This window comes from Nocardia sp. NPDC004711 (genome assembly GCF_053601595.1).
This window is the reverse complement of the sequence record NZ_JBSGCB010000005.1, coordinates 125,635-143,579: the sequence shown is the minus strand read 5'-3', so window position 1 is coordinate 143,579 and position 17,945 is coordinate 125,635. Positions and strand designations below refer to the sequence as shown.

The window sequence follows — 17,945 nt, the reverse complement described above, 5'->3', positions numbered from 1 at the left end:
ACATGTCGGAATATGTCCCTACCGGTGACGTCATCGCGATCGTCGGCCTGGCCGCCAGTGCGGAACCGGGCGCGTTCGACGCGGAGTTCTTCGGATTCGATCAGGCGGCGGCCGAGGCCACCGATGGCCGGCTCCTGATGCTGCTCGAAACCTGCTGGCAGGCAGTGGAATACGCGGGTATCGACCCGACGACGCTGCACGGGAGCGACACGAGCGTCCATATCGGCGCCGCTGGCGGCGATTTCGGCCGCGCCGCCACCGTGCTGGGCCTGCGCGGTCCGGTGCTGAGCATCGACACCGGCGCGTCCGCCACGCTGGCCGCCCTTGCGCTCGCGACGCGTTCGTTGACCGCCGGTGACTGTTCGCTCGCGCTCGCGGGCGGCGTCGGCGGCCTGGCCGAGGGCGCGGCGGTCTTCGTGCTGGAGCGATTGTCCGACGCCCACGAGCGCGGCCACCGGGTGCTCGCCCTGGTCCGGGTCTCCGTGATCGATCAGGGCGATTCCACCGACGCCCTGTTGCACGCGGCCGGCATCACGGCCGCCGACCTCGATGTCCAGGAAGAGTTGCGGGGTGATTCCCCAATGACGGGCATCTCGGCCGTGCTCGACCTGATTCGCGCGCTGGGCGAGGACCCGATGCCGCGCCGGGGCACGGTATCGGTGTTCGGCACCGGTGGCACCGGTGCCCACGTGCTGCTGGAGCGGGCACCAGAGTCCGCGCCAGCCATGCTGTCGGACCGCGGTCACCGGGTGCCGTTGGTCATCTGGCCGCTGTCCGGCAAGTCGCCCGAGGCGCTGGTCGCGCAGGCCGCGCACCTCGCCGACCACGTCCGGGCGCACCCCGAGATCACCGCGCGCGAGGTAGGCCACGCGCTGACCACGGCCCGGTCGACCTTCGACCACCGTGCGGTGGTGCTGGGGCGCAATCGGGTCGAATTGCTGGCCGGGCTGGCGGCCGTGGCCGCGGGCAATCCGGCGGGGCCGCCTCGGGGCCGCGCCGTGCCCCGCCGGGTGGCGTTCGTCTTCCCCGGCCACGGCCCGCAATTCACGGGTATGGCCGCGCAATTGCTGTCCGAATCCACGGTTTTCGCGGCATCCATCGCCGAATGCGATGCGGCTCTGTCCGAATTCGTCGACTGGTCGTTGATCGACGTGCTGAACGAAGCGCCGGGCGCACCCCCGGTCGAACGTCCCGACGTCGTGCAGCCCGCCCTGTTCGCGGCAATGGTTTCCCTTGCAGCACTGTGGAAGTCGTTCGGAATCGTGCCCGCCACGGTGATCGGGCACTCACAGGGCGAGATAGCGGCCGCGTATGTCGCGGGTGCGCTGACCCTGTCCGACGCCGCCAGGATCGTGGTCTCGCGCAGCAAGCTCCTGGTCGAGCTGAAGGGGACCGGCGGGATGGCGGCGGTCAACGCCTCCGCCGCACGGGTGCGTGAACTGATGTCCGGCATCGCGGATCTGCACATCGCGGCCGTCAACTCGCCGTCGGCCACTACCGTCGCGGGCGGGGTGGCGGCGGTGGACCGAATGCTCGCCGCGTGCGAGCGGGAAGGCGTGCGGACGCGTCGGCTCGCGGCCGAGGCCGCCGGGCACACCGAATACGTGGATGTGCTGCGCGAACGCTTTTCCGCCGCGGTCGCCCCGGTCACGGCGCGCGCCACCGACGTCACCTTCGTCTCCACGGTTGTCGGCGGCGTGCTGGCGGGCGAGGAACTGGGTCCGGACTATTGGTTCCGGAACATGCGCGAGCCGGTGAATTTCGACGATGGCTGCCGCAGCGTCCACGCGGCGGGCTGCGACGCTCTCCTCGAGTTGAGCGTGCACCCGGTCCTGGCCGCCGCCATGCACGAATCGCTGGGCGACGCGGCGGATTCCTGCCTGATTCTCGGCTCGCTCCGGCGCGACGACGCCGGTATCCGCCGGGTGTTGACCGCCATCGGCGAGGGGCATGTCGGCGGTGTGTGCCCGGCGTGGCCGACGATCTACCCGGTCGGCTCCGAGCGGCCGATCGAACTGCCCACCTATGCTTTCCAACGTCGCCGGTATCGACATACGGTCGTATCCGACGCTGGCCCAGACATGGGGAACGAGGCTGCGGTCGACGGCTCGCGCCCCGCGTTCTTCGGCGTCGAATGGCTGCCCCTCCAGGCGTGGCGCGGACGCTACTCCGACAGCCGGGGTGAATGGGCGATTGTCGGCGCTGGGCCGCTCGGTGTGCGAGGGGCGTTCGGCACGCACCGTGACCTCGAATCCCTCTATGCCGCGGTGCATCACGAAGACGCCGTGCCGCCCGTGGTGGTGTGGTCGCGGCTGGTCTCCGGGGACACGGGATCCGATGCGCAGCCGCCGCAGGCGCTGCGCGCCGAACTCGCCGGGATGCTGAAGACGATCCAAACATGGCTGGCCGAGCCACGATTCGCCGAGAGCAAACTCGTCATCCTCACCCGCGGTGTGCATTCGGCCGAGGCCGACGCGGGTGTCTCCGCGCTGGTGGACGCCAGCACGTGGGCGCTGGTGCGCACCGCGCAGTCCGAACATCCGGACCGCATCGTGCAAATCGATCTCGACGCGGACGACATCAGCCTCGACGAGATCGCGACCGCCCTGCGCCTCGAGGAGCCCGAATTGGCGATGCGCCGTGGCGAATTCCTCGGCCGCCGCCTCCGCTCAGGGGCCGATGTCGCGCCCCCGCCCGAGGCGGCCGCCGCGCCGCCCGCCTTCGATCCGAACCGCACCGTGCTGATCACCGGTGGCACCGGTGCGATCGGTGCGATCATCGCCAGGCACCTGGTCCGCGGCTACGGCGCGAAGCATCTGCTGATCACCAGCCGCAGCGGTGCGGGAGCGGCCGGAATCGCGGAACTGACAGCGGAATTGGCCGCGATGGGCGCGCAGACGACCGTTGCCGCCTGCGATGTGAGCGATCGCGACGCGCTGGCCGCCGTGCTGGCCCGGGTACCGGACGCGCATCCGGTCGGCGCGGTCGTCCATCTCGCTGCGGCGCTCGCCGACGCGACCTTCACCGCGCTCACCGCCGACCAGCTCGATACCGCGCTGGCCGCGAAGGCCGTCGGCGCGTGGCACCTGCACGAACTCACCGCGCACCTGGACCTGTCGATGTTCGTGCTGTTCTCCTCCGCGGCAGGGGTATTCGGCTGGCCCGGTCAAGCCAACTACAGCGCCGCCAATGTCTTCCTCGACGGTCTGGCCGGGTACCGGCAGCGGCGCGGACTGCCCGCGACCGCACTGGCCTGGGGCTGGTGGGGAGACACGTCCAGTCTCGACGAACTCGACGACGCGGACCGCGCCCGGTTCGGCCGCTTGGGGCTGACCCCGATCACATCCGCGGAGGCCGTCGAATTCTTCGATGCCGCACTGCGCACCGGGGTGCCCTACGCGCTTCCGGTCGGATTGGACATCTCGATGGTGGCCGACGGGTCGACCGGCGAACCCGCGCCATTGTTCCGGGCGCTGCCGCACGCCGGGGGCCGAGCCGCGGCGAAAGCCGACGACCCGGCCGCGCTGACGGCTCGGATGGCGGCGCTCGGTCCGGCGGAGCGGCTCTCCGCCATGACCGAACTGCTCAAAGCGCCGGTCTCGATGGTGCTCGGGCACGCCACACCCGATGTGGTGCAATCGGATCGGCAGTTCGCCGAGATGGGTCTCGACTCTCTGGGTTCGATCGAACTCGGTGCGCGGTTGCGGGCGATGACCGGCGTGCGGGTGGGCAATGCCGTGATCTACAAGCATCCGACGGTCCGGCTGCTGGCCGGCCACGTGCTCGAACAGATCATCCCGAGGCCCGCCGACCTGGCCGCCCCGATCGTCGTCGAGGTCGAACAGCTCCTCGATCGCCTATCGGCCATCTATGACGGAGAGCCCTTGCCCACCGACCTCATTGCCCGCCTCACCGAGGCGACGGACCGACTGCGCGACACCGCGGTCGTTACGGCGGAGTCGGTCGGGAGCGTCAGATGACCATCGCGGGGATGGAGCCCGTCGCGATCGTCGGCATGGCGGGCCGATTTCCGGGTGCGGCGGATATCGAGGCGCTGTGGGAGCTGCTGAACACCGGCGGCGACGCCATTCGCCCGGTGCCCGAACAACGCTGGGACACCGACGCCCCGCTGGACCGAGAGCGCAGGATTCAGGCCGTCGGCGGGTTCATCGACGGCGTCGCGGAATTCGACGCGGCGTTCTTCGCCGTGTCGCCGCGCGAGGCCGCCGATATCGATCCGCAGCAGCGCCTGATGCTCGAAATGGCCTGGCGCGCGTTGGAGGACGGCCGTGCGCGCCCGGATGACCTCCGTGGCTCCCGCACCGGCGTCTATATCGGCGCCTCGTGGCACGACTACGAGATTCTGCGCAAGCAGCGCGGCCTCGGCGCCAGCCAGCACAGTTCGGTCGGCAATGCGCTCGATGTCATCGCCTCGCGGGTCTCCTACACCCTCGGGTTGACCGGACCGAGCATGACCGTCGAGACGGGTTGTTCCTCGGCCCTGGTCGGATTGGACCTGGCGGTCCGGGCCATCCGGTCCGGGGACATCGACGCGGCCCTGGTCGGTGGCGTGAATCTGATTCTGGCACCGGATGTTTCGGTCGGGCTCACGTATTTCGGCGGGCTGTCGGAGGACGGGCGCTGCGCGGCCTTCGGGGTCGGCGCGAACGGATTCGTCCGTGGCGAGGGCGTGATCGCGATCTATCTCAAGCCGTTGCGGGCGGCCCTGCGCGACGGCGACCGGGTGCGGGCGGTCATCGCGGAAACCGTCGTGAACAATGACGGCGGCGGCGAGAGCCTGGTGACACCCTCCTCCGAGGGCCAGCGGGATCTGCTGCGGCGGGCCTACCCGACGCGAGCGCTGGACATCGACACGCTCGCCTATGTCGAGGCCCACGGAACCGGAACGCGCCGAGGCGATCCCATCGAGGCGCGGGCGCTCGGTGAGATCCTCGGAGCCGGGCGCGCCGCCGCGAGTGGACCGCTGCTGATCGGTTCGGTGAAGACCAATATCGGTCACCTGGAAGCCGCGGCGGGCATCGCCGGACTGGTGAAGGCCGTGCTGTGCCTCGAGCACGGCGTGGTGCCGCCGAGCCTGCACTCCGGAGAGCTCAGTCCCGATATCGACTTCGACGAGCTGAATGTGCGAGTCGTGCGGGAGCACAGCGTGCTCCCGGACGGTGATGACGTCCGCATCGGCGTGAACTCGTTCGGCTGGGGCGGCACCAACGCGCACGTGGTGTTGCGTCGCGCGCCCCGCGTCGCACCGGAGACGGCACCGAGCACCGAGGTCGCGGGGTTCCTTCCGGTGTCGGCGCATACCGCGACCGCACTGCGGCAGCGGTGCCGCGATCTCGCGGATCTGCTCGACGCCGAACCCGACCGCGTGGCCCCGATCGTCGCCGCGCTGAGCCTGCGCGCGCCCGCGCAACCGCTGCGGGCGGCGGTGCTGAGCACCGCCCCGGACGAACTGGCGGCGGCACTGCGCGCGCACGCCGACGACCCCGCCGCCGAATCGCCGTCCACGCTGTCCGGACGAGCCCGCGAAATCGGCCGTACCGCTTTCGTTTTCCCCGGCCAGGGCGGGCAATGGCACGGCCTGAGCGCCGCGCTCTACGGCCGGGACGCGGAGTTCACCGCGGCCGTGGACACGTGTGCCGGCGCGCTGCGACCCCACGTCGACTGGGATCCGGTCGCGGTGCTGTCGGGCGCCGCGGGCCCGGGCTGGCTCGAGCGGGTGGATCAGGTACAGCCGGTGTTGTGGGCGTTGTCCCTGGGCATCGCGGCCTGCTGGCGGCGGGCGGGCATCGTGCCCGACGTCGTCGTCGGACACAGCCAGGGCGAAATCGCCGCGGCCACGGTGGCCGGTCTGCTCAGCGTGGACGACGCCGCGCTCATCGTGGCTCGGCGCAGTGCCCTGCTGCGGTCGGTCGCGGGGACCGGACGCATGCTGGCCGTCGAGCTGCCGGTCACCGAGATTCCCGCCGCCATCGCGGGATTCGAGGATCTGGTGGCGCTGGCCGTGCACAACGGCCCGACCTCGTGCGTGCTCTCCGGTGACGCCGACGCCATCGAGGCGCTGAGCGAGATACTCGGGGCCGACGGCGTCTTCTGCCGAATGGTCAATGTGGACTACGCCTCCCACAGCCCCGGGATGGCGGCCGTACGGATTCCCTTGCAGGCCGAGCTGGCCGGTGTCGCGCCCCTGCCGGGCGAGCGGGAGATGTTCTCGACGGTCCGGGTGGGCACCGTCGGACCGGAAGACCTCATCGGCGACTATTGGGTGGAAAATCTTTGCAAACCAGTACTTTTCGCCGACGCGATGAACGCGCTGTTCGATACCGGCGTCACCCATGTGGTCGAGATCGGCCCGCATCCGGTGCTGTTGCCAGCGGTGGAACAGCTGGCCGCCGAGCGCGCCGACGCGCCGCGAGTGCTGCCGTCCTTCTATCGGGACTGTGATCCCGGCATCGAGTGGCCGCGCAGTCTGGCGCGCGCCTTCGTCGCCGGGCTGCGACCCTTCGCGGCGGTCGGCTCGACGACGCAGGCGCTGCCGCGGTATCCGCTGCTCCCGCAATCGCATTGGCTCCCCGACGCCGGTCCGGCGCGGCTCGAACCGGCGGTAGGAACGCATCGAATCCCCTTGTACCCCAGCACTATCGAAGCCGGGACCTGGCACGCGACGCTGCCGGTCGACCCGGCGGGGATCCCCTGGCTGGCCGATCATGTGGTCGGCGACGCGGTGGTGGTTCCCGGCGCGTTCTGGGCGGTGCTGGCGCTCGCGGTGGCGCGCACCCGATTCGGTGCGGACACGGTGTCGTTGTCAGGGTTGCGGTTCGTGGAAATGCTCACCCTGGGCGCGATGCCGTCCCGGGTCGAAATCACGCTGCGGCAGGACTTCGCGGCCGGGGCGAGCTTCGAGATCGCGGCGCTGGACACGGACGCCGAGACGTGGACGGTGCATGCGCGCGGACGTGCGCTGCGGACCCCCGACAGTGGCGCCCCGCCGCGACCGTTCCCGTCCCTACCCGGCGAACCCTTGCCCGGCGACGAGCTGCCGGTGGCCGAGTTCTACGCCACCTGCGCCCGGCGCGGGGTGGACCTGGGGCCGAATTTCCAAGGGCTGTGCGAGCTCCGGCGCGGGCGCGACGAAGCGGGTGAGTTCGCGCTGAGCAGGATCGTGCTCAGCGAGAGCGCTCGCGCCACGTCGCATCCGGGCGAGTTGCACGCCACGCTCGTGGACTGCGCCATGCAGACGGCGCTGGCGCTGTTCGAGGGTGAGCACACCATTCTGCCCGGCGGCATCGATGAACTGCTGCTGGACGGCCGACCGGCCGGACACCTCGACACCGCCTGGGCCTATGCCGTCCGACGCTCCGATGCCACGGCCGATATTCACGTCTTCGACGACGAGCGTGCGCCGCTGGCCCGCATCCTGGGCCTCGAACTGCTCGCGATCGAGGACGTGCGCGCCGAGACCGGGACGCACGACCGTGAACTGTCCTTCCTCTGGCAGGCGGCCACCCGCGTGGAAACGGGCGGGCCTGCAGGAACTTTCGCCGTCACCGGGTTCGGAGACGCCGTCGCCGAGCTGACCGCGGCGCTGCGCCGCGGTGGGGCCACCGTCGGCGCCGAGCAGGCCGACACGATAGTGCACCTCGCGCCCCCGGCCGACGCGGGCTTGGACCTCCAGCGCCGAGGGCTGCTCGAACTCCGGGACCTTGTCACCGCATGCGTCCGATCATGCGCTGCGACACCACGGCTGGTGGTGGTGACCACGGCGGCCCAGGCGATCGACCCCGCCGAGTGCCCCGACCCAGGTGGCGCGTTGTACTGGGGATTCGCTCGGGTCGCGCGCCGCGAGCACCCCGAATTGTCCACCGAGATCATCGATCTCGCCGCACCCGATCTCGGCGCACCGCACCGGCGGTTCGATGAGTGCGCCGCCGAACTCCTGGCGCGAACCGGCGAGGACCAGATCGTGCTGCGCACCGGAGCCGGGCGGTACGTGGGCCGTCTGGAACAGGGAGAGCAGCCGGAAAACACTGCGGCTGTGCGTCCTTGGCATGGCACGACGCGTACGTTCCAGCTCGTCGGCGCTGCCGGACGGATCGGAGCCCAGCCGCACCTGCGGCCGTTCGAGGTGCGTTCACCCGAGTCGGGCGAGGTGGTGATCGACATCGAAGCGGCGGCGGTGGATTACCTCGACGCGCTACGGGCGGTGGGGACGTCTCCCGGCGACGCAGAGGACCGGAATCCACTGGGCCTCGCGTGCGCGGGTGTCATCCGCGCGGTCGGTCCCGGGGTCACCGATCGCGCCGTCGGCGACCGGGTGGTGGCCTGTGGGTTCGGTTCCCTGGCAACGCATCTGACCGTGCGGGCCGATCACACGCAACCGATTCCGGACGCCATGTCGGCCGAGCTCGCCGCGGCCTTGCCCATGGCGATCACCACCGCCTGGTACGCGTTCACCGCCCTCGCTCGATTGGAGCCGGGAGAGACGGTGCTGATCCACTCCGCCGCAACGGTATCGGGACGAGCCGCACTCCGCGTCGCCCGCGAACTCGGGGCGCGGATCATCGCCACCACCGCCACCGCGGCGGAGCGGGACGAGCTGCGTCGCGACCACGGCCTCGAGGATGTCTTCGATTCCCGGACGCCGGATTGGGCGGACGCGGTGCGGGCGGTGACCGGCGGCCGTGGGGTCGACGTGGTGCTCGATCCGCTGACCGGGTCGACCGACGAGCTCGGCCTGCGGGTGCTGGCCGAGGACGGGCGCTTTCTCGCGGTCGGCGCATCGGATATCCGGATCGATCGTCGGATCGGGTTGCGGCAGTTCGCGAACGGGATCACCCTCGCGGCAGTCGATGTCCCCGGATTGATGGTTCGTCGTCCCGAAAGGTTCGCCGCCGCACTGCGGGAGGCGTGGCAGCGGGTCGGTGTGCGGGCCGCAGCCCCGGGAGCCATCACCGTCGGTGAATTCACTGGGGCAGCGGCCCTGCTGGCGGCTTTCGCCGGGATCGAGCAGGAGAGCCGGGGCGCGCTCGTGCTCACTGGACCGAGCCGGGTCACCGACATCGCTCCGGATCCCCTGCCGGAGGGGCGTTTCCGCGCACACGGCACCTATGTCATCACCGGCGGTCACGGCGCGCTGGGCCGCAGTCTGGCCGACCACCTGCTCGCCAATGGTGCGGGCGCGGTGGCGTTGATCGGCATGAACGCACCGGACTCGGTGGAAGCGGCCGGGCTGCACAGCTATCGGGCCGATGTGGCGGACGCGGCCGAGCTCGCCTCGGCACTGGACGCGATCCGCGCGCAACTTCCGCCGCTGCGCGGGGTTTTCCACGCCGCTGGCATCCTCGACGACGCCACCATCCTGGGGCTCGAGGCGGACCGGTTGGAGCGCGTGCTTCGGCCCAAGATCGATGGCGCCCGGCACCTGGACACGCTCACCGCCGACGATCCCCTGGACCTGTTCGTCCTGTTCTCCTCGGCCGCCGCATTGATCGGCAGCTCCGGACAGGCCGCGTACGTAGCGGCCAACGCCTATCTCGACGCGCTCGCGTTGGCGCGTCGGCACGCGGGGCGGCCCGGGTTGAGCATCCAATGGGGATACTTCGCTGACGTGGGTCTGGCCGCGGCACAGGATGATCGGCGTGCTCGGCTCATCGAACGCGGAATCACCAGCTACACCACCGGCGAGGCGTGGCACGCCATGGCCGGCTTCCTCGCCCAGGACCGAGCCGTGGCCGGGTATATGGCCTTCGACCCACGACTGTGGTTCGATGCGTATCCCGACGCCGCCGCCCAACCGAGCTGGCAGCTGCTGCGGCAGCGGAGCGCGCTCGTGTCGGCGGTGGCGGGGGCGGTCGAATTCCACGCGGCGCTGGCGGATTCCACCGCCGCCGGTCGGCACGTCCTGGTCCGGGACAAGATCACCGAAGTGGCCGCGCGCGTACTGCGCATGCACGCGGCCGAGCTCGATTCCCGCACGCCGTTCAAAGCGCTCGGGCTCGATTCCCTCATGAGTCTGGAATTGCGCAACCGCCTGGAATCCGCGTTCGGACTGCGGCTTTCGCCCACCCTGCTGTGGACCTACGGCACCGCCGAGACGCTGGCGGGCGCGATCGGCGAACGACTCACCGACACACTGCCCACGGTCCCTGTGACCGTCGGCTGACATGACATCAGGAGACACTTCCATGGACGATCCGGATTCGACGGCGGCCCTGCGCGCGGCGCTGCGCCGCGCCACCGCGACGATCAAGGAGCTACGCGAGCAGTCGCCGTCGACCCCGGTCGGCGGGCCCATCGCGGTCATCGGGGCGGGCCTGCGCTTCGCCGATGGCATCGAGGATCTGGATGCCTACTGGGCGGCACTGCGCGCAGGGCGCAGCCTGATCACCGATATGCCCAGGCACCGGCGCTGGCCCTTCGAGGACGAATGGGACTACCTGCCGACGCGGGGCAGTTTCGTCACCGACCCGCTCTCCTTCGACCCCGGTTTCTTCGGCTTCGCCCCCAAGGCGGCCCAGGCCATGGACCCCCAGCATCGACTGATGCTGGAGGTGGCCTGGGAGGCGCTGGCGCACGCCGGGATGGACCCGAACGGGGAGCTTCCGGAATCGGTCGGCACCTACGTGGGCATTGCCGGACGTCAGGACTACGCGGCCTGGGAACCCGAACAGGTCGATCCGCACTGGGCGCTGGCCATCGGCGGTGGTTTCGCCGCGGGCCGCATCGCCTATCACTTCGGATTCAGCGGCGGCGCGGCCGGATTCGACACCGCGTGCTCCTCCTCGCTGGTGGCCGTCCACCACGCGGTGGCCGCGCTGCGGCGCGGTGAATCCGACCTCGCGCTCGCGGGCGGTGTGAGCCTGATGCTGTCGCCGCGCTCCACCGCGGTCATCCAGCAGACCGGCGCCATGGCCCCCGACGGCTTGTGCAAGGCCTTCGACGCGCGGGCCAACGGCTATGTCCGGGGCGAGGGCGGCGCCTTGCTCGTGCTGAAGCGGCTGGCCGACGCCGTCCGCGACAACGATCGGGTGCTGGGTGTCATTCACGGCACCGCGGTCAACCAGGACGCGCGCTCCTCGGGTTTCACCGCGCCGAACGCCGAGGCTCAGCGCCGGGTGATCGAGGCGGCGCTGGCCGACGCCGGATGCAAGCCCGAGGAGATCGGACTGCTGGAAGCGCACGGCACCGGCACTTCCCTCGGCGACCCCATCGAGGCGAGCGCCATTGTCGCCGCGCTGGGTACCCGAAACGGCGGCAAGCCATTGCATGTGGGCGCGGTGAAGGCCAACCTCGGCCATCTCGAGGCCGCCGCCGGAGTGGCCGGGCTGATCAAGGCGCTGCTGTGTGTTCGCGAACGGACGGTGCCGCCGCTGGCGCACTTCCAGACGCTGAACCCGCGAATCGATCTGGAGGGCAGCGATATTCGGTTCTCCGGGCACGAAGTCCCGTGGTCGCTCGAAGAGGCGGGCCCGCTCGCCGGGGTGAGTTCGTTCGGCGCCATCGGCACCAATGCGCATGTCATCGTCGGCCCCGCGCCGGAGGGCACCCCGGCGCTGCCGCCGGGCGGCGACATCCAGCGACCCGGATGGAATCGGATCCCTTGCGCCCCCGCATTTCTCGGTACGGCGCCGAGAGTTCCGCGGTAGCGACCGGCTGAAACATGTCCAACTCAGTGCAATTCGAGATCGACAGGGGTATGGCGTAGTGGCTGCCTTCTTCGAAAGTGTCGGCGGACAGTATGTCGCGACCGAATGGGCGGTCAGCCCATGGGCGCCGTCGCAGGTGGCCGGGACGGCGGTCTGCGGGCTCCTGGCGCGGGAAGCCGAAACACACAATCCCGGAACGCTGTTCGTGCCGGCGCGGTTCACGGTCGATCTGTTCCGACCGGTGGTCTACGAACCGATCCGGTTTCGCAGCGAGGTGGTTCGCGACGGCAGGCGGGTGCGTGTCGTCGATGTCGCGCTCGAGCAGGCCGGTGAGGTCCGGGTGCGTGCGACCCTGATGTACCTGGCCGCAGGGGAGCAATCGCCGGGACAGGTCTGGCAGCCGGACCGGCAGTTCGCGGCGCCGCCGCCGAGCGCCGAATGGAATCCGATCCAGTTCAAATTCGGCGAGCAGGACTGGACCGGTGATTTCGCGGCGGGTCTGAACGGCGATCGCAAGTCCGTATGGCACGACGTAGCCCCGATGGTCGAGGGTGAGTCCAACTCGCCACTCCAGATGGCCGCCTATGCCGCCGATACCACCAGCATGCTCTGCAATTGGGGAAGCGCGGGCATCGGGTACATCAATTGTGATGTGACACTTACGCTTTCACGCCTGCCCGAGAGCTCCGAGGTGGGCTTGCAGGCCCAGGAACGGATCACCGCGGGTGGCATCGCGATCGCCGCGGCCACCCTGTACGACCGGAGCGGCCCGCTGGGCGTCTCCGTCGCGTCCGGCATCTCGAACACGCGCCGGGCCGTGGACCCGGCCGCCTTCGCCGCCGAGGTCTCCGCGACAGCGCAGGCCCAGTGAGCGATGGCCATCGGATGAGAACTCCACGGATCGCCATCATCGGCGCCGGAATCTCCGGCATCTGCATGGGAGTTGCGCTGCAGCGGGCCGGATTCACCGACTTCGTCATTTATGAGAAGGCTGATGATTTCGGCGGCACCTGGCGGGACAACACATATCCCGGGCTGGTCTGCGATGTGCCGTCGCGGTATTACCAGTTAACCTTCGCCCCGAATGCGCAATGGCGGCACATGTATTCGTCGGGCCCGGACATCCAGCGGTATCTCCTCGGGGTGGCCCGCGCGCAGGGGCTGCACCAATGGACGCGTTTCGGTGTGGAGGTGACCGGCGCGACGTTCGACGGCGCGCGCTGGCAGGTCAGCGCCTCGGACGAGACGGCCGAGGATTTCGACTTCGTGCTGTGCGCGACGGGCTTTCTGCATCACCCGAGTTGGCCCGATATCGCCGGCCTGGACGAATTCGGCGGCGACGTCATGCATTCGGCGCGCTGGCGGCACGATATCGAGCTGACCGGCGCGCGGGTCGGCGTGATCGGCACCGGATCCACCGGCACGCAGCTGGTCGGTGCGCTGGCGGGCAACGCAGCCGAAGTCGTTGTGTTCCAGCGAACTCCGCAGTGGATTCTGCCGACCGTCAATCGGAAATACACGCCGCTGTCGAAGGCGCTGTATCGGCGGGCGCCGGTGCTCGGCGTGGCGTCCTACTGGTTCTTTCGCGCCGCCTTCGCCGCCGCCTCGCAGGGTCTCGTGCATCCGGGTCGGATGCGCCGGTTCATCCAGTGGGTGGTGGAACAACATCTGCGGTCGGTCCGGGATCCCGAGCTACGCCGCAAGCTGACACCGGACTACCAGGCCATGTGCAAGCGCATGGTGGTGTCGGACAGCTTCTACCGGGCCGTTCAGCGTCCCGACGTCACCGTGGTGACCGACGGCATCGACCGCGTCGAGAAGCGCGGCGTGGTCACGGTCGACGGGCGGCTGCGTGAACTCGATGTCCTCGTGCTGGCCACCGGGTTCGACTCGCACGCGTACATGCGCCCGATGGCGATCACCGGCCTCGGCGGCCACACCCTGGATCAGGCGTGGGCGAGCGGCCCGCGCGCCCACGAAAGCGTCATGATCCCGGAGTTCCCCAACCTGTTCATGCTCATTGGCCCGCACAGCCCGGTCGCCAACCATCCGCTGACCGCGATCGCCGAGGCGCAGTCGGTCCGCATTGTCGGCTGGTTGCGACGCTGGCGCGCGGGCGAATTCGAGACCGTCGCGCCGACCCGGGAGGCCACCGACCGCTATAACGCCCGCATGCGCGAGGCCGCGCCGAATACGGCATTCGCTACCGGCTGCCGCAGCTGGTATCTGGGCGCGGACGGCGTGCCGGAAGTGTGGCCATGGAGCCCGCACCGCTACGAGAAGCTGATCCGCAGCGCCCCGAACCCGCTCGACTACCACCTGACGCCGTGCCCGGCGGAACGGAAATGACACTGTGGACACGCTGCTCTGGCGCTTCCTCACCTGCGTGGTGAGCCGCTGGTGGTTCGGCCCGGCCCCGGACTGGCCCACGGTCCGTGCCCGGATCGACGCGGGCACGACCTACGCTCGTGCCCCGCGCGGTGTCGCCGTGCGAACCGGTCGGCTCGGCGGCCTACCGGTCGAAGTCCTGAAGCCCCGCGCGGCTCCTCCGGACGCTGCCGTACTCTATCTGCACGGTGGCGGGTACGCTCTCGGCACACCGCGCATGGCCCGCACCCTCGCCGGTGCGCTGGCCGCCGCAATGGACACCACAGTGCACGTCCTGGATTACCGCCTGGCTCCCGAACACCCCTATCCGGCGGCGATCGAGGACACCGTGGCCGCGTATCGGGCGCTCGTCGATGCTGGAATACCCGCTGAACGCATTGCGGTCGTGGGTGATTCGGCCGGAGGAGGACTGGCGGTGGACCTCGCCCTGCAGCTGCGCGGCGATCCCTTGCCGCAGCCCGCCATTCTGGGACTCATCTGCCCGATGCTGGACCTGACTTCGAATTCCTCTGCTTTTCAGGGTATTACGAACAGAGACGCGGTATTGACTCCGTCGTTGCTGGCCGGGCTGATCGACGCTTATCTGCCGGGTGTCCCGGAGTCCGAACGGCGAGACCGCTCGCCGCTCTACCGCGATATCGCCGGGGTTGCCCCGATCGTCATGCATTCGGCCGGTGACGACCTGCTGAGCGGGGACGCCCGCCGCTTCGCCGCGCACGCGGCGGAATTCGGTGTGCCCCTGCGGCATCGCGAATTCCGCGGGCTGTGGCACGTCTTTCACAGCATGCCCATCGGCGTCGCCGAGGCAGCCGTCGAGGATTTCGCCGCTGCCCTGTCGGAATGTATCTACGGCCGCGCCGGTGCGCTCGATCGGGCCAGGGGGGCACCCGCGATCTTCGAAAAATATTGAGCCATCGTTAAATTCGCGCAATTCAGCACAGTGAATATTGAGAAATGTTGGCGCAGTGGCGTATTCGAACGCACGCGTCGATGGGAAGGGCCCAATGGACATAACGCAATGTCCCGTACATCGGTATCCCTCGGAGACGATGAGATCGTTGCACCTGGATCCGGTCATGGACGAGGTCCGGGGATCGGGCGGCATCGCGCGGGTGCAATACCCCTACGGTGACGCGGCATGGCTGGTCACCGGATACGAAGACGTACGAACCGTCTACTCCCAGAAGGCATTCAGCCGCACCGGCATGTCGCAGGAGTCCGCACCGCGGCTCACCGCCGGCCTGCTGCTCCAGGGCGGTATCGGCAGCCTCGACGACAGCATCCACACCAAACTGCGGCGGGTCATCGGCCGGGAACTGACCCCGGCACGGATGGCCGCGTTGCGCGCCGCCGCCGCGGTGATCATGACCCGGCGGCTCGCGGAACTGGCCGCGGCGGAACAGGGCGACTACGTATCCGTTGTCGCCAAACCCTACTCGCTGAATGTGCTGGGGGAGCTGGTCGGCATCGCCGAGGGCGATCAACAGGACGTAGGGGAGTGGGTGAGCGCGCTGCTGGCCGATGCCTCGGTGGCGGACGCCGGCGCGCGCAGCGCCGAGACCGCACTGCAGGATCTCGGCAAGTACGTACTGGGGCTCATCAAGGCCCGGAGGACCACGCCCACCGGCGATTTCGTCTCCGACCTCGTGCTGCACGGCGACGACCTGGAGAAGTGGGAACTGGTCACCGTCGTCTTCGCCCTCATCGTCGGCGGCTACGAATCGTCCGCGCACATGCTGAGCAAGATCGTGCTGCGGCTGCTGCTCAGCCCCGACCTCCGCGCCGAACTGCGGGCACATCCGGATCGGATCCCAGGTGCGGTCGACGAGCTGTTGCGCACCATCGCCCTGGCCGGCGGTGAGGGACTGCCGTGGCGGGTTCGTGAGCCCATCTCGCTGGGCGGCGTGGACATGATGCCCGGCGACTTCGTTGTCCCGTCCATCGGCGCGGCCAATTTGGATCCGACCGTCTACGCCGATCCGGAGCGGGTGGACCCCACCCGAAACGCGAAGCCCCACATGGCCTTCGGCTACGGCGCGCGCTACTGCCTGGGCAGCCAGATCGCGCGTATGGAACTCGAGGTCGCGATCGGCATGCTACTGCGCGATTATCCCGACGCGCGGTTGGCCCTCGAGCCCGAACAGGTGCGCTGGCACGACGGATCGGCGGTATGGCAGCTGGCCGAACTGCCGGTCGCGCTGGGCGCGCCTTCCTACGCCGATGGGGCGATTCTCGAAGTCAATGGAGGTGTGATGTGAGCCTGACCAATCAGCGCAACAACCCGTTCACCGAACCCGAGCGAGCCAAACTCATCGAGCTCGGGCGCAAACATGTCATGGGCATGGAATTCACCGATATGGAGGAGGTCTGGATCAGCTCGGGGATGGAGCATCTGCTGTTGCAGACGGTCGGCCGCAGAAGCGGGAAGACCCACAAGGTGGCGCTGCCCTTCTGGGTGGACGGGGCGGGGCACCGCATCGTGGTGGCGTCCTTCATCGGAGCGCCCCAGCATCCGGCCTGGTACTGGAACCTCACCGACACCGGCGCCAATGCCGAGGTGCGGGTCAAGGTGCGGTCCGCCTCCTTCCAGGCGCAGCCGGAGATCATCGAAGAACCCGAGTACGAACGGCTTTGGGCGGCCTTGACCACAGACCGGCCGTTCTACCAGGAGTATCAATCCCGCACCGAGCGCCGGATTCCCCTCGTGCGATTGCGCGAACTGTGAGCGAGATTTCCGTGGCGGCGTTGCAGGGGGTTCCGGTCACGGCCCTGTGGACGCTGTGGACCCGGGCGGTCGAATCCGCGGCGTCCTATACGGATTTTCGTGACCCTCTCGCCGAAAAGCTGTGCGAAGCAATCAATTTCGACTTCCGGACCTTCGGGCACCCCGCCCGAACCCAGGTGCTGCGGGCACGCACCATCGACGCGGAAATACAGCGCTTTCACCGGGATTCGCCCGGCGGCACCGTCGTGGCGCTCGGTGAGGGCCTCCAGACGACCTACTGGCGACTCGGCGCACCGGACCTGGACTGGATCTCGGTGGATCTGCCGGAGATGATCGACCTGCGGCGGCAGTTGTTACCGACCGAAGCACGGATGCGGTCGGTGGCCATGTCGGCCCTGGACCGCGCCTGGTTCGACCTGGTCGACGGCACGGATGTGCTGATCACCGCCGAGGGGCTGTTCATGTACCTGTCGCCGGATGAGGTCTTCTCTCTCATCGGCGATATGGCCCAACGGTTTCCGGGTGCGAGCCTGATCTTCGACGTGCTGCCGCCCGGGTTCACCAAGCGCACGGCGAAGGGCGTGCGGCTATCGCGCAAATCGGACTACATGGTTCCGCACATGCCGTTCGGCCTCACCGTGCCGCAAACTCGCGCACTGCCGCAACGAATTCCGGGAGTCGCGTCCTACCGAGAGCTTCGGATGATTCCGGGGCGCGGCTGGTCCGGTCCGCTGGCTCTCGGGGCCCAACGTCGGCTGCCGCTCATTCGCGACCATCGGCACCTGATCGCGCAGTTGACCTTCCGGTAGCCGCTGGCGCGAGCCCAGTCGACCGGTACCCCTGCCCGAGTCGATCTAGGCTCTCTGGCGGAAATGATGGAGCTGAGGAGTCAGGGTCGACCGTGGGTAGCTCAATGACGTGGTAGACCGCCGCGGATATCCCGAATCCGGCGGGACGAACCGCCGTGGTGACCGGAGCGAGCGCCGGAGTGGGGCTGGAGACGGCGCTGCGGCTCGCCGAGCGGGGGCGCGCGTCGTACTGGCCTGCCGGAATGTGGAAAAGGCCGGTGCGGCAGCGGAACTGATTCGCCAGACGGTGCGGGGGCGGACCTGCCGATCCTGGAGATCGAGCTGTCCTCGCAGGCGTCGGTGCGCAAGGCCGCGCAGCGG

The 17,945-nt window shown here is 69.4% G+C and carries 9 protein-coding genes; all 9 read left to right on the top strand.

Translation table 11 applies throughout. The annotated features are described in order from the left end of the window. The first annotated feature begins 2 nt into the window (after positions 1-2). The 9 genes from ACWEKS_RS06545 to ACWEKS_RS06505 all read left to right on the top strand — a co-directional run bounded on the left by ACWEKS_RS06545 (position 3) and on the right by ACWEKS_RS06505 (position 17,585). On the top strand, positions 3-3,980 hold the full coding sequence (locus ACWEKS_RS06545) for an SDR family NAD(P)-dependent oxidoreductase (RefSeq protein ID WP_452339144.1): 3,978 nt from the start codon (positions 3-5) through the stop codon (positions 3,978-3,980). Continuing rightward, positions 3,977-10,180: a type I polyketide synthase gene (locus ACWEKS_RS06540; RefSeq protein WP_452339143.1), complete on the top strand. Its 6,204-nt coding sequence runs from the start codon at positions 3,977-3,979 to the stop codon at positions 10,178-10,180. Before ACWEKS_RS06545 ends, ACWEKS_RS06540 begins: the two co-directional genes overlap by 4 nt. 22 nt (positions 10,181-10,202) lie before the next feature. Further along, a complete protein-coding gene (locus ACWEKS_RS06535; protein WP_452339142.1) occupies positions 10,203-11,663 on the top strand; it encodes a beta-ketoacyl [acyl carrier protein] synthase domain-containing protein in 1,461 nt (486 codons plus the stop codon). Positions 11,664-11,721: 58 nt separating this feature from the next. After that, on the top strand, positions 11,722-12,534 hold the full coding sequence (locus ACWEKS_RS06530) for an acyl-CoA thioesterase domain-containing protein (protein ID WP_452339141.1): 813 nt from the start codon (positions 11,722-11,724) through the stop codon (positions 12,532-12,534). 14 nt (positions 12,535-12,548) lie between these two features. Continuing rightward, positions 12,549-14,012 (top strand): flavin-containing monooxygenase, encoded by a 1,464-nt coding sequence (locus ACWEKS_RS06525; protein ID WP_452339140.1) that lies wholly within the window; start codon positions 12,549-12,551, stop codon positions 14,010-14,012. Positions 14,013-14,016: 4 nt separating this feature from the next. After that, entirely contained in the window at positions 14,017-14,961 is a 945-nt protein-coding gene (locus ACWEKS_RS06520; RefSeq protein WP_452339139.1) for an alpha/beta hydrolase, read from the top strand. 139 nt (positions 14,962-15,100) lie between these two features. Further along, a complete protein-coding gene (locus tag ACWEKS_RS06515) occupies positions 15,101-16,309 on the top strand; it encodes a cytochrome P450 (RefSeq protein ID WP_452339138.1) in 1,209 nt (402 codons plus the stop codon). Then, on the top strand, positions 16,306-16,776 hold the full coding sequence (locus ACWEKS_RS06510) for a nitroreductase/quinone reductase family protein (RefSeq protein ID WP_452339137.1): 471 nt from the start codon (positions 16,306-16,308) through the stop codon (positions 16,774-16,776). The genes ACWEKS_RS06515 and ACWEKS_RS06510 overlap by 4 nt, the downstream gene beginning before the upstream one ends. Further along, complete coding sequence (locus tag ACWEKS_RS06505; RefSeq protein ID WP_452339136.1) at positions 16,773-17,585, top strand: class I SAM-dependent methyltransferase; 813 nt, start codon at positions 16,773-16,775, stop codon at positions 17,583-17,585. Before ACWEKS_RS06510 ends, ACWEKS_RS06505 begins: the two co-directional genes overlap by 4 nt. The last annotated feature ends 360 nt before the right edge of the window (positions 17,586-17,945 follow it).